General features: G+C 64.3%; 17 protein-coding genes. 8 read left to right on the forward strand and 9 right to left on the reverse strand.

All coding sequences use genetic code 11. From position 1 onward, the window contains the following. Window positions 1-9 precede the first annotated feature (9 nt). The 6 genes from gyrB to dnaA form a co-directional block, all read right to left on the reverse strand. Window positions 10-2,094 carry a DNA topoisomerase (ATP-hydrolyzing) subunit B gene (gene gyrB, locus ASG71_RS02565; RefSeq protein WP_056736759.1) on the reverse strand — a complete coding sequence of 695 codons (2,085 nt, stop codon included), beginning with the start codon at window positions 2,092-2,094 and terminating at the stop codon, window positions 10-12. Window positions 2,095-2,495: 401 nt separating this feature from the next. Continuing rightward, complete coding sequence (locus ASG71_RS02570; protein WP_056736761.1) at window positions 2,496-3,053, reverse strand: DUF721 domain-containing protein; 558 nt, start codon at window positions 3,051-3,053, stop codon at window positions 2,496-2,498. Further along, window positions 3,050-4,240 carry a DNA replication/repair protein RecF gene (gene recF, locus ASG71_RS02575; protein ID WP_056736763.1) on the reverse strand — a complete coding sequence of 397 codons (1,191 nt, stop codon included), beginning with the start codon at window positions 4,238-4,240 and terminating at the stop codon, window positions 3,050-3,052. Before recF ends, ASG71_RS02570 begins: the two co-directional genes overlap by 4 nt. Before the next feature lie 22 nt (window positions 4,241-4,262). Next, the gene (gene gnd / locus ASG71_RS02580) at window positions 4,263-5,147 is read right to left on the reverse strand and encodes a phosphogluconate dehydrogenase (NAD(+)-dependent, decarboxylating) (RefSeq protein WP_056736765.1); all 885 of its coding nucleotides are present in this window, start codon (window positions 5,145-5,147) and stop codon (window positions 4,263-4,265) included. A 120-nt stretch (window positions 5,148-5,267) separates the two neighbouring features. After that, the gene (gene dnaN / locus ASG71_RS02585; RefSeq protein ID WP_056736767.1) at window positions 5,268-6,392 is read right to left on the reverse strand and encodes a DNA polymerase III subunit beta; all 1,125 of its coding nucleotides are present in this window, start codon (window positions 6,390-6,392) and stop codon (window positions 5,268-5,270) included. A gap of 598 nt (window positions 6,393-6,990) precedes the next feature. After that, window positions 6,991-8,412 carry a chromosomal replication initiator protein DnaA gene (gene dnaA, locus ASG71_RS02590; protein WP_056736768.1) on the reverse strand — a complete coding sequence of 474 codons (1,422 nt, stop codon included), beginning with the start codon at window positions 8,410-8,412 and terminating at the stop codon, window positions 6,991-6,993. A gap of 466 nt (window positions 8,413-8,878) precedes the next feature. Between dnaA and rpmH the strand changes: the two genes are divergently transcribed. The 8 genes from rpmH to ASG71_RS02620 all read left to right on the forward strand — a co-directional run bounded on the left by rpmH (window position 8,879) and on the right by ASG71_RS02620 (window position 14,642). Further along, window positions 8,879-9,016: a 50S ribosomal protein L34 gene (gene rpmH, locus ASG71_RS16240; protein ID WP_003800212.1), complete on the forward strand. Its 138-nt coding sequence runs from the start codon at window positions 8,879-8,881 to the stop codon at window positions 9,014-9,016. A gap of 41 nt (window positions 9,017-9,057) precedes the next feature. Continuing rightward, window positions 9,058-9,468 (forward strand): ribonuclease P protein component, encoded by a 411-nt coding sequence (gene rnpA, locus ASG71_RS16245; protein WP_082574762.1) that lies wholly within the window; start codon window positions 9,058-9,060, stop codon window positions 9,466-9,468. Then, window positions 9,461-9,868, forward strand: coding sequence for a membrane protein insertion efficiency factor YidD (gene yidD, locus ASG71_RS02595; protein WP_082574763.1), 408 nt, complete (start codon window positions 9,461-9,463; stop codon window positions 9,866-9,868). Before rnpA ends, yidD begins: the two co-directional genes overlap by 8 nt. Window positions 9,869-9,884: 16 nt before the next feature. After that, the gene (gene yidC / locus ASG71_RS02600) at window positions 9,885-10,856 is read left to right on the forward strand and encodes a membrane protein insertase YidC (protein ID WP_056736772.1); all 972 of its coding nucleotides are present in this window, start codon (window positions 9,885-9,887) and stop codon (window positions 10,854-10,856) included. Further along, on the forward strand, window positions 10,856-11,458 hold the full coding sequence (locus ASG71_RS02605; RefSeq protein ID WP_056736774.1) for a protein jag: 603 nt from the start codon (window positions 10,856-10,858) through the stop codon (window positions 11,456-11,458). Before yidC ends, ASG71_RS02605 begins: the two co-directional genes overlap by 1 nt. 16 nt (window positions 11,459-11,474) lie before the next feature. Further along, window positions 11,475-12,125: a 16S rRNA (guanine(527)-N(7))-methyltransferase RsmG gene (rsmG, locus tag ASG71_RS02610; protein ID WP_056736776.1), complete on the forward strand. Its 651-nt coding sequence runs from the start codon at window positions 11,475-11,477 to the stop codon at window positions 12,123-12,125. Window positions 12,126-12,210: 85 nt separating this feature from the next. Continuing rightward, window positions 12,211-13,269 (forward strand): ParA family protein, encoded by a 1,059-nt coding sequence (locus ASG71_RS02615; RefSeq protein WP_235563905.1) that lies wholly within the window; start codon window positions 12,211-12,213, stop codon window positions 13,267-13,269. Between the two features lie 68 nt (window positions 13,270-13,337). Further along, window positions 13,338-14,642 carry a ParB/RepB/Spo0J family partition protein gene (locus ASG71_RS02620; RefSeq protein WP_056736778.1) on the forward strand — a complete coding sequence of 435 codons (1,305 nt, stop codon included), beginning with the start codon at window positions 13,338-13,340 and terminating at the stop codon, window positions 14,640-14,642. Window positions 14,643-20,039: 5,397 nt separating this feature from the next. Here ASG71_RS02620 and trxA read toward each other — a convergent pair. The 3 genes from trxA to ASG71_RS02635 form a co-directional block, all read right to left on the reverse strand. Continuing rightward, on the reverse strand, window positions 20,040-20,366 hold the full coding sequence (gene trxA / locus ASG71_RS02625) for a thioredoxin (RefSeq protein WP_056736779.1): 327 nt from the start codon (window positions 20,364-20,366) through the stop codon (window positions 20,040-20,042). Between the two features lie 38 nt (window positions 20,367-20,404). After that, entirely contained in the window at window positions 20,405-21,361 is a 957-nt protein-coding gene (trxB, locus tag ASG71_RS02630) for a thioredoxin-disulfide reductase (RefSeq protein WP_056736782.1), read from the reverse strand. A 172-nt stretch (window positions 21,362-21,533) separates the two neighbouring features. Further along, on the reverse strand, window positions 21,534-23,090 hold the full coding sequence (locus ASG71_RS02635; protein WP_056736784.1) for a hypothetical protein: 1,557 nt from the start codon (window positions 23,088-23,090) through the stop codon (window positions 21,534-21,536). Window positions 23,091-23,218 lie beyond the last annotated feature (128 nt).

The raw sequence follows: 23,218 nt of genomic DNA on the forward strand, positions 1-23,218 counted from the left end.
CGACAAGCGCTAGATATCGAGGAACCGGACGTCCTTGGCGTTCTGCTGGATGAAGTTCCGTCGCGATTCGACATCCTCGCCCATCAGGACGGAGAAGGTCTGGTCCGCGGCCAGGGCGTCATCCATGGTCACCTGCAGGAGGGTGCGGTGTTCGGGGTCCATGGTGGTGTCCCAGAGTTCCGTGTAGTCCATTTCGCCGAGACCCTTGTAGCGCTGGATGCCGTTGTCCTTGGGGATGCGGCGGCCGGCGGCCTGGCCGGAGACCAGCTTCGCGTCGCGTTCCCGGTCGCTGTAGACGTAGTCGTGCGGGGCGTTGGACCACTTGATCCGGTACAGCGGCGGCTGGGCCAGGTAGACGTAGCCGTTTTCGATCAGCGGACGCATGTACCGGAACAGCAGGGTCATCAGCAGCGTGGTGATGTGCTGGCCGTCGACGTCGGCGTCGGCCATCAGGACGATCTTGTGGTACCGCAACTTGGCCAGGTCGAAGTCCTCTCCGATGCCGGTGCCGAACGCCGTGATCATCGACTGGACCTCGGCGTTGCCCAGGGCCTTGTCCAGCCGGGCCCGCTCGACGTTGAGGATCTTGCCGCGCAGCGGCAGGATGGCCTGCGTCTCGGGGTTGCGGCCGCGCTTGGCCGAACCGCCGGCGGAGTCGCCCTCCACAATGTAGACCTCGCACTTCTGCGGGTCCTTGGAGGAGCAGTCGGAGAGCTTGCCGGGCATGCCGAAGGATTCCAGCGGGCTCTTGCGGCGGGCATTGTCGCGGGCCTTGCGGGCGGCCATGCGGGCCTGCGCGGCGGAGATGGCCTTGCGGATCACATCGCGTGCCGGGCCGGGGTTGCGCTCCAGCCAGTCGCCCAGGCCGTCGGTGACGACGCGCTGGACGAAGCCGCGGACCTCGGAGTTGCCGAGCTTGGTCTTGGTCTGGCCCTCGAACTGGGGCTCGGAGAGCTTGACCGAGATGACCGCGGTCAGGCCTTCGCGGATGTCGTCTCCGGTGAGGTTGTCGTCCTTTTCCTTGATGATGCTTTTCTCCCGCGCATAACGGTTGATCAGCGAGGTCATCGCGGCACGGAAACCTTCTTCGTGCGTTCCGCCTTCGTGGGTGTTGATCGTGTTGGCGTAGGTATGGACGCTTTCGGAGTAGGCATTCGTCCACTGCATCGCCATTTCCAGAGCGATGTGCCGCTCGGTGTCCTCGGTTTCGAAGGCGATGACGTCTTCATGGACGACGTCGACCTTCTTGCCGGAGTTCAGGTGCTTCACATAGTCCAGCAGGCCGTCGTCGTACTGGTAGACGACGGTGTGGAATTCCGCGGGGACTTCGCCCTCGGTTTCGACGGCGTCCAGATCGAGGTCTTCCTCGCCGGACGGCTCGCCGGCCSCCTGCCGCTCGTCCGTCAGGGTGATCCGCAGGCCCTTGTTCAGGAACGCCATCTGCTGGAAGCGGGCCCGGAGGGTCTCGAAATCGAATTCCGTGGTCTCAAAGATGCTGGCGTCCGGGTAGAACGTCTGGGTGGTACCGGTCTCGGTGGTTTCCTCACCCTTGACCAGGCTGCCCTGCGGCTTGCCGCCGTCGGCGAAGGACATCCGCCACACGTGGCCCTGGCGCCGTACCTCGGTGTCGACGCGGCTCGAGAGCGCGTTGACGACCGAAATGCCCACGCCGTGCAGGCCGCCGGACACGGCATAGCCGCCGCCGCCGAACTTGCCGCCGGCGTGCAGGATGGTCATGACCACCTCGACCGTGGGCTTCTGCTCGGTGGGGTGCAGGTCGACCGGGATGCCGCGGCCGTTGTCGACGACCTTCACGCCGCCGTCGGCCTGCAGCACGATCTCGATGTGGGTGCAGTAGCCGGCCAGTGCCTCATCCACCGAGTTGTCCACGACCTCGTAGACCAGGTGGTGCAGGCCGCGGGGACCGGTGGATCCGATGTACATGCCCGGGCGCTTCCGGACAGCCTCCAGGCCCTCAAGGACGGTGATGTCGCTGGCGCCGTACTCGCGGGGTGCCACAGCTTCGGCCGGGGTGTCGGCCGGGGCGCCCTCCGCCGCTGGGTCCGCCGGGAATTCTGTATTGTCGTTAGCCACAGGCGCTTTCGACTCCTCTACGTTCGTTGAAGGCCGGCCGTGGCCGCGTCCGGAGAGGAACGGCTACCGCCAACAGGCACGTCACTGACGGCGCCGGCAGCATCGCCCGAGGAACCGATCTCCGCACAGAAAAACCGCGTCGGAAACGGACTCAGTCGACGTTTCACCGGCGCCCAGTTATCGACTCTGATTCTACCGTGTTACAGTGCGGAATCTTGCATTCTGCGGGGCTAAACGGGAATCAAAATGCCGCTGGGAGGCCGCTGGCCCGCCCTTCACGGCCCCAGCAGTGCCTCGGCTGGGGGTCTATATGCCCACGGGGCGCCCGGGCGCCCTACACGGCGCTTGCGGTTTTTTCAAGAGTTTTGGAAGAAGTGCTTCACACCCCGGGTTGACTGCGCCTACCCGTAGGTGTCACGGGGGCCGCGGCCGTGCACCGTGCGGGCGCCTTTGCGCCAGCTCGGCGCGGCCGGGCCGAGGACCTGGATGCTGGTTACCACGCCCTCGCCGAGTTCGACGCGGAACTTCTCCAGCAGGCTGTGCCTGAGCAACCGAAGCTGCGTGGCCCAGGCGGTTGAGTCGCAGCGTACGTGCAGGGTGGTGTCGGTGAAACTCTCCGGGGTGCAGTGCGCAGAGATCTCCGGGCCCACGAGGGCAGGCCACTGCGCCATCACGGATCCGACCGCCACCGGCGAACTCCAGCCGCGCTCGGCCACCAGGCGTCCGACGACCTTTCCGAGGCCCAGCGGGTCCCTGCCGTTGGTGTGGAACTGGCTGAACCCGCGGCTTCCCGCGGCGCGGGACGGTTTCTGGTCCTTGCCCGGGCGGGGAGGTGCCTTGCGGCGGATTTCTCCGCGGGCCGCCGCCGCGTCGCGCATCCGGTTCAGGGCGGCCTGGGCGGCATCGATGTCGTCGGGGTCGCGGCCGGGCTGCAGGGCGCCGTCGGTGTCCTTATTCATTGCTTGTCCGGATCATCGATTCCTCCCGGAATGACCTTCACCCGCCGTCCGGCCAGTTCCGCCGGAATGTCATCCTCGACGGCGGCGGTCACCAGGACCTGTTCCGCGCCGGAGACTACTGCCGCCAGTTTACGCCGCCGCTGGACATCGAGTTCGGCAAAGACATCGTCCAGGATCAGGATCGGCGCGGACCCGCCGGTGCGTGCATCGTCCAACATCACGTAGTACGAGGCGAGCCGCAGTGACAGGCACATGGACCAGGTTTCGCCGTGGGAGGCGTAGCCCTTGGCCGGCGCCTGGCCGAGGATCAGCTGCAGTTCGTCGCGGTGCGGGCCCACGAGGGAAATTCCGCGTTCCAGTTCCTTGCGCCGCGACGCCGCGAACGCCTGCACGTAGCGGTCGGCCAGCTCCTCGACGCTCAGCTGCCTCAGGTCCTCGGCTCCCGCCGTGGGACCGGCCGAACTTTCGCCGTCGTCGTCGAGCACGGCCTGCAGCGTGGAGCGGTAGACGGCGCCGGCGGCCTTGGACCCGTCCGTGAGCTGCGCGTACGCGCGCTGCAGGTGCGGCTGCAGCCGTTCCACCAGCTCGAGCCGGGCGTGCAGCAGTTCCGCTCCCGCCCGTGCCATGTGCTGGTCCCAGACATCGAGGGTTGCCTCGTGCCCGGCGGTGAACTTGCCGGCACGGCCGGACTTGAGCAGGGCATTGCGCTGCTTGAGCACCCGGTCATAGTCGGCGCGCGTGGCTGCGTGCCGGGGCACCAGGCTGACCAGCAGTTCGTCGAGGAAACGGCGCCGGCTGGACGGATCGCCCTTGACCAGGGCCAGGTCTTCCGGGGCGAAGAGCACCGTCTGGCAAATGCCCAGAATATCCCTGGCCCGGACCGGGTTGCTGCGGTTGATCCGCGCCCGGTTGGCCCGGCCGGCATTGATTTCCAGCTCGAGTACGGTGGCCTGTTCACCACGGACCAGCCTCGCCCGGATCATCGCCCGGTCGGTGCCGAACCGCAGCAGCGGCCCGTCACTGCTGACCCGGTGGGAGCTGAGCGTGGCCAGATAGCCGATCGCTTCCATCAGGTTGGTCTTACCGATCCCGTTGGAACCGACCAGCACCGTCACGCCGGGTTCCAGGCTCAGGTCGACCTGGGCGTAACTGCGGAAATCCGTCAGCGAAAGTTGTTCTAGGTACACGCCGGGTTCAGGATCCCAAGGCTCACTTGGCGGGACGGGTCGCGTGTCCGCCGAACTGGTGGCGCAGGGCGGAAACCATCTTCATGGCCGGCGAGCTGTCCTCCCGGGAAGCAAAGCGGGCGAACAGTGCCGCGGTGATGGCCGGGGCCGGCACCGCATTGGCGATTGCTTCCTCCACCGTCCAGCGCCCTTCGCCGGAATCTTCGACGTAGTCGTCGATGGATTCCAGGCCCGGGTCTTCTTCCAGGGCCTTGACCATCAGGTCCAGCAGCCAGGACCGGACCACCGTTCCCTTTTGCCAGGCGCGGAACGTGCCGGGCAGGTCGGTCACGATGTCCTTGGCTGCGAGGAGTTCATAGCCTTCCGCGTACGCCTGCATCAGGCCGTACTCGATGCCGTTGTGGACCATCTTGGCGTAGTGGCCGGCACCCACGCCGCCGACGTGGACAAAGCTGTCGGCCCGGTCGCCTTCGGGACGCAGGGCGTCGAAGACCGGGAGGGCGCGCTCGATGTCGGCAACGTCGCCGCCGGCCATCAGTCCGTAGCCGTTCTGCAGGCCCCAGACCCCACCGGAGACACCGCAGTCGGCGAAGCGGATGCCCTTTTCGGCCAGCGCGGCAGCGTGCTTCTGGTCCTCGGTGAACCGGGAATTCCCGCCGTCGATCACCAGGTCTCCCGCTTCGAGCTTGGTGCCGAGCTCGGCGATGACCGCGTCGGTGATCTCGCCGGACGGAACCATGACCCACACCAGCCGCGGCGCCGGGAGGGCGGCAACGAGCTCATCGACGCTGGAAACGTCGGTGATCTCCGGGTTGCGGTCGAAGCCGGTGACTTCGATGCCGCCCTTGCGCAGGCGTTCGCGCATGTTGAAACCCATTTTGCCAAGGCCGATTAGTCCGATGTGCACGGAAGAACTCTTTTCTGCGCCGGGTGTGGTTGGTGTTTTGGGGCCCAGAGCGACAACAGCCTGGGCCCACGCCGCCAGGGTTCCCTGGCCGAGCTTGCGAGGCTAGGGAGGCGGGTGGGGCTAGTTGGGCAGGCGGACGGGCATGACCAGGTAACGGTAGTCGTCCTGGTCCTCGCCGTCGGCATCCTGCTGGGCGGTGATCATCGCCGGCTTCGGAGCCGTGGTGAAGGAGAACCGCACGAACTTGGTTTCGATGACGCTCAGGCCCTCGATCAGGTAGTGCGGGTTGAAGGCGACGGTGATCTCCTCGCCGGTCAGCTGGGCCTCGAGTTCTTCGGACGCCTGGGCGTCCTCACCCGTGCCGGCGTCGAGGTGCAGCTGCCCGTCGGTGAAGGCCAGCCGGACGGGGGTGTTGCGCTCGGCCACAAGGGAAACTCGGCGGACGGCCTCGACCAGTTCCTGGGTCTGGACCGTGGCGTGGATCGGCGTGGAGTCGGGGAACAGCGAACGGATCTTCGGGTAGTCGCCGTCGACGAGCAGCGACGTCGTGGTGCGGCCGCCGCTTTCGAAGCCGATCAGGCGGCTGTCGTCATCGGCGAGGGCAAGGTGGATCTCACCGCTGCCGCCGAGGGTCTTGGCCACCTCGTTCAGGGTCTTGGCCTTGACCAGGGCGCTGGTGGAAATGCCGGGCGTTACCGGCTTCCACGGAACTTCGCGCATGGCGAGCCGGTACCGGTCGGTGGCCAGCAGCGTGATGAGGTCGTCTTCGATTTCCATCCGCACCCCGGTGAGGATGGGCAGGGTGTCGTCCTTGCTGGCGGCAATGATCACCTGGGAGACAGCCTGGGCGAAGGAGTCGCCCGGAACTGTGCCGCTGATCGGGGGCAGGGCAGGCAGCGGCGGGTACTCCGCTTCCGGCATCGTGGCCAGGTGGAAGCTGCTTCGACGGCAGCTCAGGGTCACTTTGTTGCCGTCGGTCTCGATGTCTACCGGGGCGGAGGGCAGGCTGCGGCAGATGTCCGCGAGCAGACGGCCGGAGACCAGGATGGTGCCCTCGGTGGTGATATCGGCCGGGATCTCCAGCCGTGCTGAAGTCTCGTAATCAAAGCTGGAAAGGCTGACCGTGCCGGCCTCTGCCTTGAGCAGCAGGCCGGATAGCACGGGGACAGGCGGCCGCGGAGACAACGACCGGGCGGTCCAAGTCACGGCTTCGGCCAGGACGTCCCGCTCGACTCTGAACTTCACGGAAGGGTGCCGCCTTTCATTGCTGCTGACATGAGCTAAAAATCCCAGAACCGACGGCGGTCCCGGAGAGGTTCCGGATCCGCCAAAGGGTAAGTGCGCGCGTCCCGGTGAGCTTGACCGGACGGAACCCCTCGGGAACCGACCGCAAACGAGTGGCCGGGACCGACACACTGCAGACAGCTTAGCCCCAAGACCAAGGTTCTCCCATCCCCGGCTTACACGCTTGTGGTTCAGCCGGGGGTCTCCGGCTGTTGCCGGGATATGTTCGGCGGGCCGGCGGGTGGGTCGTCAGGAAACTGTTGTTTGAGGGAATTTCATTTTCTTGGGATTAGTAGTGTTAATAACTGCTGTGGAAACTGTGGATAACTCGGTCTGGCGGCGCGGTTCCGCGGTTAAGCCCTGTTCATGGACTGTGGGCGGCCCTGGTTTTAAACAGGGTGTGGATGGGGACAAGATTTTCGGCCGTTTTGCCGATCCACAGGCGGCTTAAGGGTTTTAAGCCCATTAACCGCCGTTGTCCCCTTAACTATCCACAGGCTTGTCCACAGGCCCCTGTTAATAAGGTATGAGTGCGCGTTTGCTCAGGGCAGGAACCAGCTCAGGAATTACGCTGCTGCTGCTTGATCCGGTTGGTCAGTTCGGTCACCTGGTTGTAGATCACACGGCGCTCGGCCATCAGCTCGCGGATCTTCCGGTCGGCGTGGATCACCGTGGTGTGGTCACGGCCGCCCAGTTCCTGTCCGATCTTGGGCAGCGACATGTCCGTCAGCTCCCGGCAGAGGTACATCGCGATCTGCCGTGCCGTGACCAGGGTCCGGGTGCGGGACTTGCTGCAGAGCTCCTCCATGCTGAGCTTGAAGTAGTCGGCCGTCTGGGTGAGGATCTGCGCCGAGGTGATTTCCTGGGCGCCGTCGTCGGTAATCAGGTCCTTGAGGACCATTTCCGCCAAGGCCACATCGACCGGCTGGCGGTTCAGGCTCGCGAACGCGGTGACACGGATCAGGGCGCCTTCCAGTTCGCGAATGTTGCTTGAGATCTTGGAGGCGATGTATTCCAGGGCATCGTCCGGGGCGGAGAGACCTTCACTGAGCGCCTTCTTGCGCAGGATCGCGATGCGCGTTTCCAGCTCCGGCGGCTGGATGTCGGTCAGCAGGCCCCATTCGAATCGGGATTTCATGCGGTCCTCGAAGCCGGCCAGCAGCTTGGGTGGCTGGTCGGAGGTGATGACGACCTGCTTGTTGTTGTTGTGCAGGGCATTGAAGGTGTGGAAGAACTCCTCCAGGGTCCGGTCCTTGCCGGCGAGGAACTGGATGTCGTCGATCAGCAGCACGTCGACGTTGCGGTAGGTCGTCTTGAAACTCGTGCCTTCGTCATCCCGGATGGAGTTGATGAAGTCGTTGGTGAATTCCTCGGAGTTGACGTACCGGACGCGGATCCCGCTGTAGAGCCGCCGTGCGTAGTGGCCGATCGCGTGGAGCAGGTGGGTCTTGCCCAGCCCCGAGTCACCGTAGATGAACAGCGGGTTGTATGCCTTGGCGGGGGCTTCGGCGACGGCGACGGCGGCCGCGTGCGCAAAGCGGTTGGAGGAGCCGATCACGAAGGTGTCGAAAACGTACTTCGGGTTGAGCCGGCCGAATTCGTGGGAGGTGCTGGGGAGCATGGGCTGCGGCTTGAGCTCGACGGCGGCGTCGGGTGCCAGGCTGAGCTCGACGGCGGGTTCCGGCTCAACATGGAGCGGGACCAGATCGGTGTCGACGTCGATCGCGCAGCGGATCTCGTCGGAGAAGACATCCCGGAGGGCGTCGTCGAGGGCTTCCTTGACCTGCGTCTGCAGCACCTCACGGGTGAGCTCGTTGGGAACGGCCACCAGCAGGGTCGAACCGATGAGCCCCTGCGCCTGGGCGAGGATCACAAAGCCGCGCTGCCGCGGGGAGACCCGGTGGTCATTCTCAAGAAGGCTGACCACCCGGCGCCAGGAACTTCCGACGGTGTTGGCGTGGTTGGCTTCGTCTACCGTCATCAATCAGTTCCTCAAACATTGCTTGCCTGCGTTACGTGCAGCCGCAGGCCCCGGACCGGACTTCCGGTCCCGGCGTAATCCACAGGGTTGTGCACAGTCCGTGGATAATCGGCTACTGGGACACTCTAGGGGATGAAATGCCCAGAAGATAGCTGGGATCAGCCCTGTGGATAATTACACCGTTGTGGTTCCCGATCGGCGGGCGTGACCCAGTTCATCCACAGGCCCCGGCGGCGGTTAACCACAGCTGGGGACAGCGGCCGGAGGGGCTTCCGGTTTGACTCGAGGGCCGTTTTTCCCCTAACGTTGTGAAGTCCTTTGTGTCCGCTTTTCGCCTCATTTGAATCCCTCCCCGACGCCTGCGTCTTGCGAGTTGAGGGTGGCGGCACATACAAAACTTAGCGTCGGCCAGTTCTTCCCCTTTTTGATCGGGTGGACGCACCTTTGATCCACTGGAGTAACTAACGTGAGCAAGCGGACTTTTCAGCCGAATAACCGCCGTCGAGCCAAGAAGCACGGCTTCCGCCTTCGTATGCGTACCCGTGCCGGCCGCGCCATCCTGGCAGCCCGCCGTGGCAAGGGCCGCACCGAGCTGTCGGCTTAAATAACTGACTCGTCGGTCAGTATCCTGATGCGAGTTGAACGGTGCTAGCCACCCGGAACCGTCTGAGGACTTCAACCGATTTTTCAACAACTGTACGTTCCGGCGTCCGCAATGGACGCCGGAACTTAGTGTTATATACGGCAGCTCTGGCTGCCGACGAACCAAGCCGGATCGGTTTCATCGTTTCCAAGAGTGTTGGGAACGCTGTTGTCAGGAACCTCGTTAAGAGGAGACTAAGAGAAGCCGGCTTCAAGGCGCTGCAAAAGTACCCTTACGGGTTCGCTATCGTGGTGCGGGCTCTGCCCGCCTCGGCAGCGGCCGGCTGGACCGGACTCTGCAGCGACTTCGATGCCGCTTTGGAGACAACCATGAAACGGCTGGGCGGCCGCCTTCCGCAGGCCGCTTCGAAAGTTTCTGACGCGACATCACAGGAAGGGACCCCGCGTGCATAACCACACTGCCGCCGTCGTCCCTGCTCCAGGCCAGCGCCTCAAGGCGGCCGCCCGCTGGGTCGGCCGGGCCGTCTGGAACCTGCCGCGGAACCTTCTCATCCTCTTGCTGATGGCCTACCGCAAGCTGGTCTCCCCGCTGTACGGGCAGGTGTGCCGGTTCTTCCCCAGCTGCTCCGCCTATGCACTGGAGGCGGTCACCGTCCACGGCGCCGTCAAGGGCAGCTGGCTCGCGGCGCGGCGCCTCGGCCGCTGCCACCCATGGAATTCCGGCGGTGTGGACCATGTCCCCGCCGGGCACCGGGAGTGGCCGGAGGGCCACACCCCCAGAATTGTTGTGCTGAACAACCCGGACAAGTACCTGGCTGCTCAGTCTGATGGAGAAGGCCGCACGGCGGCCTGACGAATAGGGATATCGTATGGACTTCTTTGAAACAATCATGTTTCCGTTCAAGTGGCTGGTTTCCGTCATCATGGTGGGCTTCCACGATGGACTGAGCGCGATCGGCCTCCCGGCAGCCAACGGCTGGACCTGGACGCTGTCCATCATCGGGCTGGTCCTGGTCATCCGTGCCGCCCTGATCCCTGTGTTCGTCAAGCAGATCAAAGCCCAGCGCGGCATGCAGCTGCTGCAGCCGGACCTGAAGAAGCTTCAGGACAAGTACAAAGGCAAAACGGACCAGCTGTCCCGCCAGGCCATGGCACAGGAACAGATGGCCATGTACAAGAAGCACGGCACCAACCCGTTCTCGGCCTGCCTGCCGATGCTGATCCAGATGCCGTTCTTCTTCGCGCTCTTCCAGGTGCTCTCGGGCATTTCCGCGGCCAAGGACAAGGGTGCCGGCATCGGGGCCATGAGCCATGAACAGGTTGTCGAGTTCGACGCTTCGAGCATTTTCGGTGCCCCGCTCTCCGCCGCACTGCTGCATGGCGGCGCCGGCAATGTCGCCGTCGTGGTGCTCTCGATCGTCATGATCCTCGCCATGACCGCCTCGCAGTTCATCACCCAGAAGCAGATCATGGCGAAGAACATGTCCGAAGAGGCCATGGCCAGCCCGTTCATGAAGCAGCAGAAGATGATGCTCTACATCCTGCCGCTCGTCTTCGGCGTCGGCGGCATCAACTTCCCCATCGGTGTCCTCATTTACTGGACCACCACGAACCTCTGGACCATGGGGCAGCAGTTCTTCGTGATCCGCCGCATGCCGACCCCCGGCTCTCCCGCCGCCAAGGCACTGGCAGAACGCCGTGCCGCCAAGGGCCTGCCCAGCCTGCCCCTGATGGGTGCCAAGAAGGCCGACGCCGAGGCTGAAGCGGAGGCCGCTGCGGCTGCCGTCGCGGCAAAGACCCAGCGCGTCCAGCCCCAGCGTAAGAACAGGAAGAGGAAGTAATGTCTGCCGAGAGCACCGAACACGCTATTTCCGTCGAATCCGCGTCCGCCGACGAGGTCCGGACGGACGACGTCGCGGAGGCCGCAGCTGCTGCAGACGCCGAGCCCGGCACGGCTTCGGGCAAGGGATCGCAGGCCAGCCGCCTGGAGGAGGAGGGCGACGTCGCCGCCGACTACCTTGAGGAGCTGCTGGACATCGCCGATATCGACGGCGACATCGATATTGAGGTTCGCAACGGCCGCACGTACATCTCGATCGTCGCCGAGGATGAATCCCCGGGGCTGGAGAGCCTGGTCGGCCGGGACGGCGAAGTCCTTGAAGCCTTGCAGGAACTCACCCGGCTCGCCGTGCTCTCCGCAACGGAGAACCGTTCGCGCCTGGTCCTCGACATCAACGGATACCGGGCGGACCGCGCCGGTGACCTGCAGCAGATCGCCGAGGACGCCATCGCTTCCGTCAAGGAAACCGGCAAGAGCGTAGCGCTGGCTCCGATGAGCGCTTACGAGCGCAAGATTGTCCACGACGCCGTGGCCGACCTGGGCTTTGCCAGCGAATCCGAAGGCGAAGGCGCCGATCGGCACATCGTTGTCTCAGCAAACTGAATCCCGGACAGCATTGATGGTTGAGATGACCGCGGCCGAACGCAGGGCCGCAGAATCCATTTTTGGTGACCGGCTGGACCTGGCGCAGCGCTACGTCGAGCACCTGGCAACCTCCGGAACGGAACGCGGACTAATTGGCCCGCGTGAAGTGCCCCGGCTCTGGAGCCGCCATGTGCTCAACTGTGCCGTCATCGAACGCGAGATCGCCCCGGGCAGCCACGTCGCCGACGTCGGAAGCGGGGCGGGGCTCCCCGGCCTCTGCCTGGCGATTGCGCGTCCGGATCTTGAACTGACGCTGATCGAACCGCTCGAGCGCCGGGTGATCTGGCTGCAGGAAGTGGTTGACGATCTGGGCCTTGAGAACGTGACGGTGATGCGGACCCGGGCAGAACTGGCCGTGGGACAGGTGGACGCCGACGTCGTGACCGCCCGGGCTGTCTCGGCACTGTCCAACCTCGCGGGGCTGACCATTCCCCTGCTGGGCGGAAGCGGCGAAGTCGTGGCGATCAAGGGTCGGAGCGCCGGCGAAGAGATCGAAAAGGCGGCAAAGGTGATCCGCAAGCTCGGCGGCGTGGAAACCTCCGTCGTGGTGGTCGGTGAAGACCTCCTCGAGGAGCCCACCACCGTGGTCCGCATTGTGGTGAACAAGCCCCGAAAGATTGCGTAGCACCAGAGAGGTGCCGACGGACTCGGAGGGGAAGCGGTTAGGCTAGTAAGCGGCAGCAAAAGCCGGATGAGAGTGAGAGTGTCAAGTGAGCAGTAGCGAAGCCTCCACACAGCGGATACCCCCGTTTGTGTCCCTGGGGTCGGCGCGGGCTATGTCTGCGACGCCGGTTGCTCACGGCATCTCGTCCAAGCAATCGGTATCGGTTGCAGAGGTGAGCAATGTTTCACGTGAAACGTCCCTGCCCTCGGTGAGTAACGTCCTCGACTCCATTGACGATTCCAGCCCGATCGCCCGGGAACTTGCGCACGAAAATAAGCGCCGGGAACGGTTGCTCGGCCGGCAGCTGCCAAAGCCGGAGAAAACCCGCATCTTCACCGTCTCCAACCAAAAGGGCGGCGTGGGTAAGACCACGACTACCGTCAACATTGCCGCCGCCTTGGCCGCAGCCGGACTCAACGTTCTCGTGATCGACATCGATCCCCAGGGCAATGCTTCCACCGCGCTCGGCATCGAGCACCACGCCGACGTCGACAGTATCTATGACGTCCTGATCAACGACGTGCCGCTTCAGGATGTCGTGGCGCCCTGCCCGGACATCGCGAAACTCATCTGCGCCCCGGCCACGATTCACCTTGCGGGCGCCGAAATTGAGCTTGTCAGCCTCGTTGCCCGCGAGCAGCGCCTGCGACGTGCCATCGACGTGTACGCCAAAGAGCGGGCCAAGAACGGCGAGGAGCGGCTCGACTACATCTTCATCGACTGCCCGCCCAGCCTGGGGCTTCTGACGGTTAACGCCTTCTGCGCGGCCAGCGAAGTCCTGATTCCGATCCAGTGCGAGTACTACGCTCTCGAGGGTCTAAGCCAGCTGCTGAAGAACATTGAGATGATTCAGAAGCACCTCAATGCCGATCTCGTGGTGTCGACCATCCTGCTGACGATGTATGACGGACGCACCAACCTGGCAGCGCAGGTGGCGGCCGAGGTACGGGAACATTTCCCGGAGCAGGTTCTGGGCGCGGTGGTTCCGCGCTCGGTCCGCATTTCGGAGGCACCCAGCTACCAGCAGACCGTCATGACCTACGACCCTTCCTCCAGCGGCGCCCTATCCTATTTGGAAGCCGCAGCGGAAATCGCTGAACGTTAGACTCTTCTCGTCAATTGCACTAGCCAGAGCCGGAGTATGCCGGGCTCTTCCACTGGAGGGATTTATCCATGAGCGATAAGCGACGCGGCCTCGGCCGTGGACTTGGCGCGCTGATTCCAAGTTCCGCCTCGGCCAACGCCTCCGGGAACGGCGCTGCTCCGTCCCGTCCCGTGGATCTGTTCTTCCCTGAGGCCAGGAAGCGGGCTGCGGATACCTCGACCGACGAGGCTGCCAGCACACCGGAGGAGACGACGACGTCCCCTGCCGCTACGCCGGCTGCTAAGGCCGCCGCAGATGCCGCACCAGAGGCCTCACCGGCCGCAGCGGACGCGGTGCAGAAGGCGAAGCCCGCCCGGAAGTCGCCAGCCGCCGTTGCTAAGGAACCGACTCGAGCTGCTGGCTCCGCCCCTGCTCCCGCTGCAAAGAAGAACTCGCGCAAGGATGCCACCGAGGCGGAAGCCAGCAAGCCGGCCGCCCCGGAGGCCGCCAGCGTGCCTGCGGAAGCTCCGGAGCAGGAGCTGACCCCCGCTCGGGATGACGTGGAGCTCGTGGAAGTGCCCGGCGTCCGCTTTGCTGAGATCCCGGTTACCGACATCCACCCCAACCGCAAACAGCCCCGTTCTGTCTTCGATGAGGACGACATGGCGGAGCTGGTACACTCTGTTCGGGAAATCGGCGTCCTCCAGCCAATTGTGGTCCGTACTTCAACCGAAGCCGGTGGAGAACCCTACGAGCTCGTCATGGGTGAGCGTCGCTGGCGTGCCGTACAGGCTGCAGGGCTTGAGACGATCCCCGCCATCGTCCGGGACACCACCGATGATGACCTTCTCCGCGATGCGCTGCTGGAGAACCTCCACCGCAGCCAGCTGAACCCGCTTGAAGAGGCGGCCGCCTACCAGCAGTTGCTGGAGGACTTTGGGACGACCCACGAGCAGCTCGCCGACCGGATCGGCCGTTCCCGCCCGCAGGTTTCCAACACGCTCCGCCTTCTCAAGCTGCCGCCGCTAGTTCAGCGCCGTGTTGGGGCAGGCGTGATTTCCGCCGGCCATGCCCGTGCCCTGCTGGCCCTCCCTGACGCCGCTGCGATGGAGCGCCTTGCGCAGAAGATCGTGGCCGAAGGCATGTCGGTACGCGCCACCGAGGAAGCCGTGACGCTGTACCAGGAGCCGTCCACGCCGACGAAGAACAACATCCCGCGGCCAGGGGCACGGCACGAACGGCTGGATTACCTGGCCTCCTCACTGTCGGACCGCCTGGATACGAACGTAAAGATTTCGCTCGGGGCCCGAAAGGGACGCGTAAGCATTGAATTTGCCAGCGTTGAGGATCTGAACCGCATCATGGAGGTCCTCAGCCCCGGGAGCCCAAACTAGGCAGTCCCGCGTTGTAGAGCCAGGAATGTTCGCAGGGCCCGTTTCACGTTAGTTTCACGTGAAACGGGCCCTGCCTTTGTTCCCGTTTCCGTGGCTGCTTGTGTGGGACCTGAGGCTCCTCAGCTGGCACCGAGGGTGCCCAATTTCGGTGCGCAGGCGAGGATTGACGGTGCTTACCTCCCTCTCGGGCGTCCAAGTGCTGGTCGTGAGGCGCCGTGGGCGGCCTAGCGTCCCACCGATGTACCCGCCAGCCCCTGGGCGGCCTGACGCGCTCAGATGGCCGCCGACGCTCCAGCGGGTCCCACGGCTGCCTCAGGGTGCTCGGATGCGCCAAGGGGCGCCAGGGACGCCTCAGGCGGACGCACTCGCGTTAGGAGGTGCCACGGATGCCCCGCGCGTTCATTGTGGCGCGTTGGACGGGCTAGGAGTGATGCAGCCGCCTCAGGTATGTCCCCGCGATTCCCCGACGTCCCGCGGGACGACGCCGCTACTGTTTTTCCGCACGCCGCGAAGCTCCCGACCTCCAACGCTCGATAGTGAAGCTGGCTGCGTGGCAACCGGGGGCTGAAGACCGCCTTGTGCGATATGGTGCCGCATCTGATCCCCTGCACTCCGGCGCTGAACTCGGAAACGGGGTATGTCTTGGAAACGGGGTATGTCTTGCCCTGCGTCCTCCCTTTCGGTTGTCACGCGTGCAGGGCGCTGCCAGATGCACCCACTGGAGATTCGTACACCTGGTGCCATGCCCTGGTCGTCGCAACCGTGTAGCCCTCACAAATATTCGGCCTGTTCGCTCCTCGGCTGCTGTAGGAAGGACTACCGTGAAGACGGAGCAATTTGCTCCTCCCAGCCTTACGCCCATGAGCCTAGGAGGTCCGCGCGATAAGAAAGGGTGACCCGGCGTGGGACCACTTAAGAGGCCGGCGCCGGCATTGGATCTGCTCTGTTTCACGTGAAACATAACGTCGCGTTCCGCGTCAGTGGATTGGGTAGGCAGCCGGGTATGTCGTGATGGATACTGATAGTTGTATCCTAATTACGTGGAGCCAGGCGAGGGTCGGCTGCCGCTGTGGCGTACTACGTCTTTGGCTGGCTACGAACTACGCGTGGATTTCAGAATTCGAGGCTGTACCGGCTCCCTTGTGCCCCTTCATTCGGCGGGAATTTGTCCGGAGGGCGCCGTCTCGGCGATGGTCGAAGTCCCGTCATCTCCCCAAGCTTGGATTGGGGGGTGCGCGATTGCCGTAGTCTCCACTGGGCGCAACCCTCGTCGAACCGAATCATGAGGGCGGCGCCCCGACGAAGTTCCTCTGGTGTTCATCGACTCGGACTCGTCCATAAGGTAGTGGTAGCTACTTGGGGCAGGAGTCCGGTGCACCTGTTCTCTACGCCGTTCCCTCTGGGCTGGGTCCACTGGCGCCTGCTGTTCGGTGCCCCGTGTTTCACGTGAAACTCTTTCCCCGCGGTGCTGGAACTGCCCGCTCACCGTGCCGGTGTGAAGGGTCCAAAGTCACGAGGGTCGGGCGGTCCACAGGAACATTCGGGCGGAGGTCGGCGCGTGGCGCCAAGCGCGGTCTGGCCGCTTCAGAGCGAGGTATCGGGTCTATTGTCGTCCTGGCGGACGACCATGGAGGCCGGCGGTCCCCCGCACCGTTAACGCGGCTACCCACGGGTCGACGGTGCACCTCGCGTCGCATGTTCACGCCCCCGAACTTCGTGGTCTTCCCTTTGAGGAAGCCCGTGAGCAGTATTTATTCTTCTCCAGGCCCACGGCGAGCATCGCGGACGGGCCTCACGATGACTGTTCCCCAGCCACCCTGACTACGAGTGGCTCGCGGCAGGAACCGGTGAATGCTGTGAAGCACCGGACCTCGCCGGCGGCCCGTTCTGCCCGCGGGTCCCCCCGGAGCGTCATGGGCGACCAGGATAGGGAGACGTCATCGGCAGAGAGGCAGTGCTGGGTCTGGCGGTCCGCGCTCGTCGCAGTCGCTCGCATTTCGTCGCTGCCTGAACCTGGGGCCTGCGTTTAGGGACGATTGACTGTGGTGCTCGCACGATGTTCTTAGGGGCTTCTTCAAACCGCCTTGGGACGTTCCGTGCCGGTGCCATCATCCCCGGCGGGCTCCTGAGGATAGCCCAGCCGGACGGCCGTGGCGGGCCCCACGCCCAGTGAGGAGCCGTGGATATCGCTGTGGATAACTTTGTGGATTAGAAGTCTGTCAGTGTCCACTGCTCGAGGGGTGGGGCGGAAGAACCCGGTACCTGCACCCTGGTCGAACCCGAGATGCAATACGCCGTATTCCTGACGGACGCCGCCGTTTCACGTGAAACATAGATCGACCCCATGGATCGAAACGAAATTGCGCCGTTAAGGCTGGAAAAACCGTCTCTCTGGGTTACTGAAGCGGGTTTGGTGTTTGTCATTTTGGTTGAGGCACTCTGTGCGGCCTGGGACGCCCGTGGGTTCCCTGGGGCCGCCTGACTGCGGAGGGGCGGCGGGGGTGCCGCTGGCAGTCGGGTTGACGCCCCAGGGGCTGTGGATAGCGCTGTGCGTAATGTCTCAGCTACCTGTGGATAACGATGTGAATAACCTTCGGAGAGAGTGCTCGCAGATCCGTCATTTTCAAGCTGCCGAACAGCACGTAATGCCTAGTGGCGTGGCTGTTCGTAACGACGAACAACCGACATCTGGGAGGACCTTCCTGCTTCGGTTACGGGTCATCTTTAGGGCGGCGTACCGGTCGGACGCCAAAGTGTTTTCGACACATCGGTGTGTGACGCGGCAGGCAAGGTAACTGTCGATTCGCCTGGAAGGGAGAGCGGCCGACCGCAATCTAGGGCCGACGCAGGAGGGTCATGCACCGACCGGCTCTGGGGCTTGGCGTGGACGACGCGGCTTCTTGCCGGGCGCGACCCGCCCGATGGAAGGGGTGGCGGATGACATCCGGTGTCTATGGCCAGGGCTGTTAGCAGGTGCGCGCGGCACCGGCCAGGGCGGCTACGCCCCTGTCACCTAGCGGGCGTGCGCGGCAGTGCACCGCGTCCGTGCGGGTGAGCTGGCAGGCATTCTGTTTGGCCCTCTCGTCTGCCGGCGTGACGCCCTCCCCATATTCGCCCAGCGCTCCGATGGCCGCCCGGAACAGGCAACAAGGTTCTCTGCTCCCCCGCCAAGCAGCAGGCACGGCCACGAGCCCACGGCAAGCGGCCGGCTTCTGGCGTCCGTGGCCAGCTCCGGTGCCGTGGGCGGGTGTGGTGACCAGGGAGTGCGGAGCGCCGCCGGTCCGACCGCACCTCTGTTCCTCTCTGTATGCCCCGAGCGACCCGCAGGTAGCTGGGCTGGGGCCGTGGAACGACTCGACCCTGGTGCGCTAGGTCTAGAGGCAGAGTGCACCTTTGCCGCATAGTCATGGGAGCCACCCAGCGGAATCCACTCGACGTCCGGTGTGCCCGGTGCAGCTACACCGTGTTGGCGCTTCGGCGGCCCCTCACTGCTGGTATCCAAACCCCAACGCCTGCGCTTACCGATCGTTGCGTGCATCCCCGCACCCGCCAAGTAGGGACCTACCTGTGCTGCGCAGGGGGCTGTGGATTCCATGGAGGTGACTGAAAGGGCCGTGGTTGGCTTCGGGACGCTCGACGCTTTGAGCATTGGACTGTGCCCAAGACACCGCGAGGTGCCGATTTCCTGGTGACAAATATGCTTAGGTCTCGGGTCAGTAGATCCCGGAGCCCCTACGGTTAGATACGCGGCGATCCCATGCCCGAGGAATCGGTTACGTCAGCTCGAGTTCACACACGTACTGTGGGTCTGCGGACGAGCTTATCGGTGCGGCGGGCCTTCTCTTCTCGTGCGGCGATCATAGGCCGGCGGGGCGCGAGGAGGAGCCGCCGAGCTAAAGATTGGGTCCTGGGGCTGTCCTGAGCCCCCTACCCGTTGCTTTGTACGATCTTTCTTCGTGTGGTTTTCCTCTGAGCCGGAGCTTAGCACCGCCGTCGATCGTGATGTTTCACGTGAAACGGTGCGATGGACTCTTGACTGCTGGCATCTTGGTGACGCTTCAGCCATGCGACGCCACGGTACCAGAGAAGGAGCCCCAGCCGAGTTTCTTGCTGGCTGATCTGGGTTTGCGTGGTTAGACAAGAAGTCCAGGGAGCGTTAGGCAAGACGGATTTGGCGTTCCTGAGAACGCTTACAACACGAAGCAGCTGAAAATTGATTGACCCTTGGTGGTCTCAAGCGATCTCGGTATGTGACAGGTGACAATTCCTTCGTCCCGAAGGGCATCAGAATGGTTCATCTCCGCGGTCACGGAGCCGCAGAGATGCATTGAAAGCCACTCTCGGCCGGTGCACCCGAAGGTTTCACGTGAAACGTCGACCGCTTTGTGAAAGGAAAAAGGAACGAATTATGCCTGCACACCGCGCTAGGTGAGACATCGTAGTTCCAGGGTCGTTGTAGCGGTCCTTCATTCCGTCATTGCTGTCAGGTAGTAGTTCCTTGTCGAGGAGTCGCAATTCGAGGGCTGTCAGGAGTGGCTCTTCGTGAAGTGGTGTTGTTGAGAGGGCTCGAACTTCCTGTCTCGCTGCGTGGCTCCAGCCGCACGGAAGTTTCGTTAAACGGATCATCCCTGCTTGTTGGCCAGTGGGGGCCATGTTTCACGTGAAACGCCGCGGAGAAGCCGTTGGTTTGCGTGATGCGGGCCTGTTGGCTCGACCACGAGTTGCACGGGAGCCGTCCTAAGAACCGATATTCACGTTAACGAGACGGGCTCAGGGGAACCACCTGCGTTGTGGCATCGAAGTGGGCTTCAGCCGGCGGCTGGGCGTCTGACCTAGCACCGGTCCGTGTGCTTCAACCACCGTGCACGACGTGGGAGCGACGGACGCACTACTTCGAGCGCGCCGGGCTCGGGGAACGTAGTGACGCTCCGATCTGGGCTGACTGGAGCCGTTATGGAAGTTTCACGTGAAACATCTTCGAACCGGCGACCGAGAACCGGGACAGAGACGCCGGGGAGGGCCGCCGCACGAACGATACGGGCGAGCATTTGCACCTCAGGAGCCGCTTGCCCGGGGCCCTCCCCCATCCGTCGGCTCTGCAGGCGCCGGCCGCGAAGTAACAGGGACGCGCCCAGTGTGCTGGTCGACCTAACGGCCGAAGATGAGGCGGTGGTCTCACCACGGCCAGCTGGTACAGCACCCAGAACTCTCCAGCCAGCGAGAGAGTTCATTGCAGCGAAATCTCACCGTTATGGCAGCGCAATACAGTTGCGTTAGAGAGTTTTGTCCGTCGATGTATGACGTCCGGGTGTTCTAGCCGCAGAAAAAACGGCCCCCCGCGCGTAGCGGGAGGCCGTTTTGGGTAGTGCTGCGCCGTGAGGGCGCCGAGCTGGGAACTTAGGACAGGACGTCCGCGAATTCCTTCTCGAAGTACTGCTTCGGGCGGGCGCCGATGACGGTGCTCTTCACCTCGCCGCCCTGGAACAGGTACACGGCCGGGATGGAGGTGATGCCGTACTCCGCGGCAATGCCGGGGTTATCATCGACGTTCACCTTGACCACGTCGACCTTCTCCCCGTATTCCACCGAGATCTCGTCGAGGATCGGGCCGAGCTTGCGGCACGGGCCGCACCATTCCGCCCAGAAATCCACGATAACGGGCTTGTCCGCGCCCAGCACGTCGGTGCTGAAGCTGGCGTCAGTTACGTCTTTTGCGTTGCTCATAACCTTGTCTCTCCCTTGGGTTGCTTGCCGCGCGCAGTTTAGGCGTGGAGGTCTGCTAGGTAGTGTTCGACGTCGAGGGCGGCTACGCAGCCGGAGCCCGAGGCGGTGATCGCCTGGCGGTACGTCGGGTCGATCACGTCGCCGGCAGCGAACACACCGGGGACGCTGGTCTTGGAGCTGCGGCCCTGGACAGCGATGGTGCCTTCCGGTGAAAGCTCCAGCTTGCCCTTGACCAGGTCGGTGCGGGGATCGTTGCCGATGGCGACGAAAACGCCGGTCACAGCCAGTTCGGTTTCCGTGCCGTCCACCAGGTTCTTCAACCGGAGTCCGGTGACTTTGTCGCCGCCGAGAACGTCTTCGACCGCACTGTTCCAGACGAAATTGATCTTCTCGTGCGCCAGCGCGCGGTCTGCCATGATCTTCGAGGCGCGGAGGCTGTCACGGCGGTGGACGACGGTCACTGACTTCGCGAACTTGGTCAGGAACAGTGCCTCTTCCATGGCCGAGTCACCGCCGCCGATCACGGCGATGTCCTGATCCTTGAAGAAGAAACCATCGCAGGTTGCGCACCAGCTGACACCGTGGCCGGACAAGCGCTTTTCATTGGCCAGGCCGAGCTCGCGGTAAGCGGAGCCGGTGGACAGAATGATCGACCGGGCTTGGAATTTCTCCCCCGTCGCAATGGTCACGGTCTTGATCTCGCCGTCGAGGTCCAGTTCGGTGACATCCTCGAACTGGATTTCGGTGCCGAAGCGGGCAGCCTGCTTCTCGAAGTTCTCCATCAGGTCCGGACCCATGATGCCTTCGGGGAACCCCGGGTAGTTCTCGACGTCGGTGGTGTTCATCAGTTCGCCACCGGCGGTAACGGATCCGGCGAGGAGCAACGGCTTGAGGTTGGCGCGGGCCGTGTACACCGCAGCGGTGTAGCCTGCCGGACCTGAGCCGACGATGATGACATCACGTACTTCTGACGCGGTGTTTTCTGCGTTGCTCACTGAACGGTGAACCTCTTCCTTTGTCGATGCGCCTGCCAGGGTGGCCGGCCACATGGCACAACTATTGCGGGCCCCTGAATATTCCAGCCGCCTGAGCGGACCGATGCAGGCCCCTCCCTCAGATTACCTGCCCCCGGTAGACCCCCAGGCAATGTTGCCGGGGCGGAAACCCCTACTGAACCTTGATCTCCGCGAGCCGCAGGCCGTAACCGTAGCGCGTCTTGGGAGCCGCCAGCTTGGGCAGGCTCTTGATGGACACAATCACGTACTGGGCAGTCACAGGCTCCTGCAGCGGCATGGTGAGGTCCGGCGAGGTGAAGCTGTTGCTGCCCACCTGCTTCGCGCCGTCCAGGCTTGGCCGGTCGTTGGTGAAGACGCTGATGCTGCCGCCGGATGCGCCAAGCTGGCTCAGGGTCACGGATGAGACCTGGGTCGGGGACTTGAGCTTGACGACCAGCGGGACGCCGTCGGGGGCGAAGCCGCCCCAACCCTCGGTGGCGAACTCCATGTCGGACCAGTAGCTCGCAGCGTTTCCGTCGAAGGTCTTGACCAGGTCGCCGTCGTAGGTGGCAGCGAAATCGAAGTTGCCCTGACGGGTGACCGATTCGATGGCCGGCGGGGCAGCCGCGGGTGCCGAGCTCTTGCTTTCCGACGGGGTCGCCGACTGTGCAGGAGTGCTGGCCGACGGCGTGGGCTTGGTAGCCTGCGGACTTCCGCTCTTGAACAGACCGCCGAGGTTGGTCACCGCGAGTACCAGGCCGACCACAAGGACGGCGGCCAGCAGCGCGCCGACCAGCCACCTCATGGAACCCTTGCCGCGACGCTCGGGTCCATCGTCGGAACCGCTGCCGTCGTCGCCGTCGTAGTCGTAGTCGTAGTCGTCATCGGCCGCGCTCTTCTTCGCGAACGCCGGGAAACTCCGCGCTTCCCGGTCCGCGCTCGCACCGGCAAAGGCCCCCGCGCCGGCTCCCGCGGCGGTCCGCTGGTCGGCCTCGGCGTAATCGGTATCCTCCCAGCGGGAGACCTTGGGCGTCCCGGTGGTGGGAGCCTTTGCCGGGGCCTGGACCGGCTGCGCGGCGGTGGGCTGGGCAACCGGACGCTGCGGCGCGGCTTCCTGCGGTGCGGTCTTCGGTTCGCGGGCAGCGGCGGCGGCTGCGACGCCTGCGGCGCCGGCTCCTGCTGCGGCCGCGGCACCCCGGCCGTTTGTTGCTGGAGCCTCCGACGGCGGCGCCGGCATCCGCTGCGCGGGCGCCGCGGGGGTGTGCCCGGCCTGCCGCTGCTGCTCTCCGTAGGAGATGTATCCGGCGTCGACTTCCTCGTCGTCGTAGAGGCCGTCGTACGTCTCGGGCTCGGTGGAACGCGGCTGGCCGAAAATTTCGCTGCCCAGGGTGTCGGTAAAGAACGGCTCGACGTAGGGCGGGTTGGAGCTGACCACCAGGTCCAGCAGGTCCGCGGCCGACGTGTGGTTGGTGATCAGGTACGTTGCGGCGTCGCTGACGCCCAGGTCCAGGATCTGGACATTGCCGGGCCGCTCGCCGGTGGCGACCTCTCGCGCGCTCTGGGCAACCTGGTCCGCGTTGCCCGGCCCGGCCACGAGGATGCTGACCGGCCGGTTCAGTACCTGGTCCACACCGTCCAGCACCAGATCCTGGTCATGCGAGGTCAGTACCGTGGCCGTTACTTTGTAGCGGCCGCCAAGTACTGATCCGACATCGATCGGGTTGGACACGGGTTCCTCCTAGGCTGTCTGGGAACTGCCGGCCTGGCGACTTCGCCAGTCACCGCAGGCCCCCGGTAAAGCCGGTTGACCCCTGGTCTGCAACTCCCCTTCTTAGTCTTCGATCCTAGCCGATGCGC

Origin of the sequence: Arthrobacter sp. Soil763 (assembly GCF_001428365.1) — a bacterium.
GTDB lineage: Bacteria > Actinomycetota > Actinomycetes > Actinomycetales > Micrococcaceae > Arthrobacter.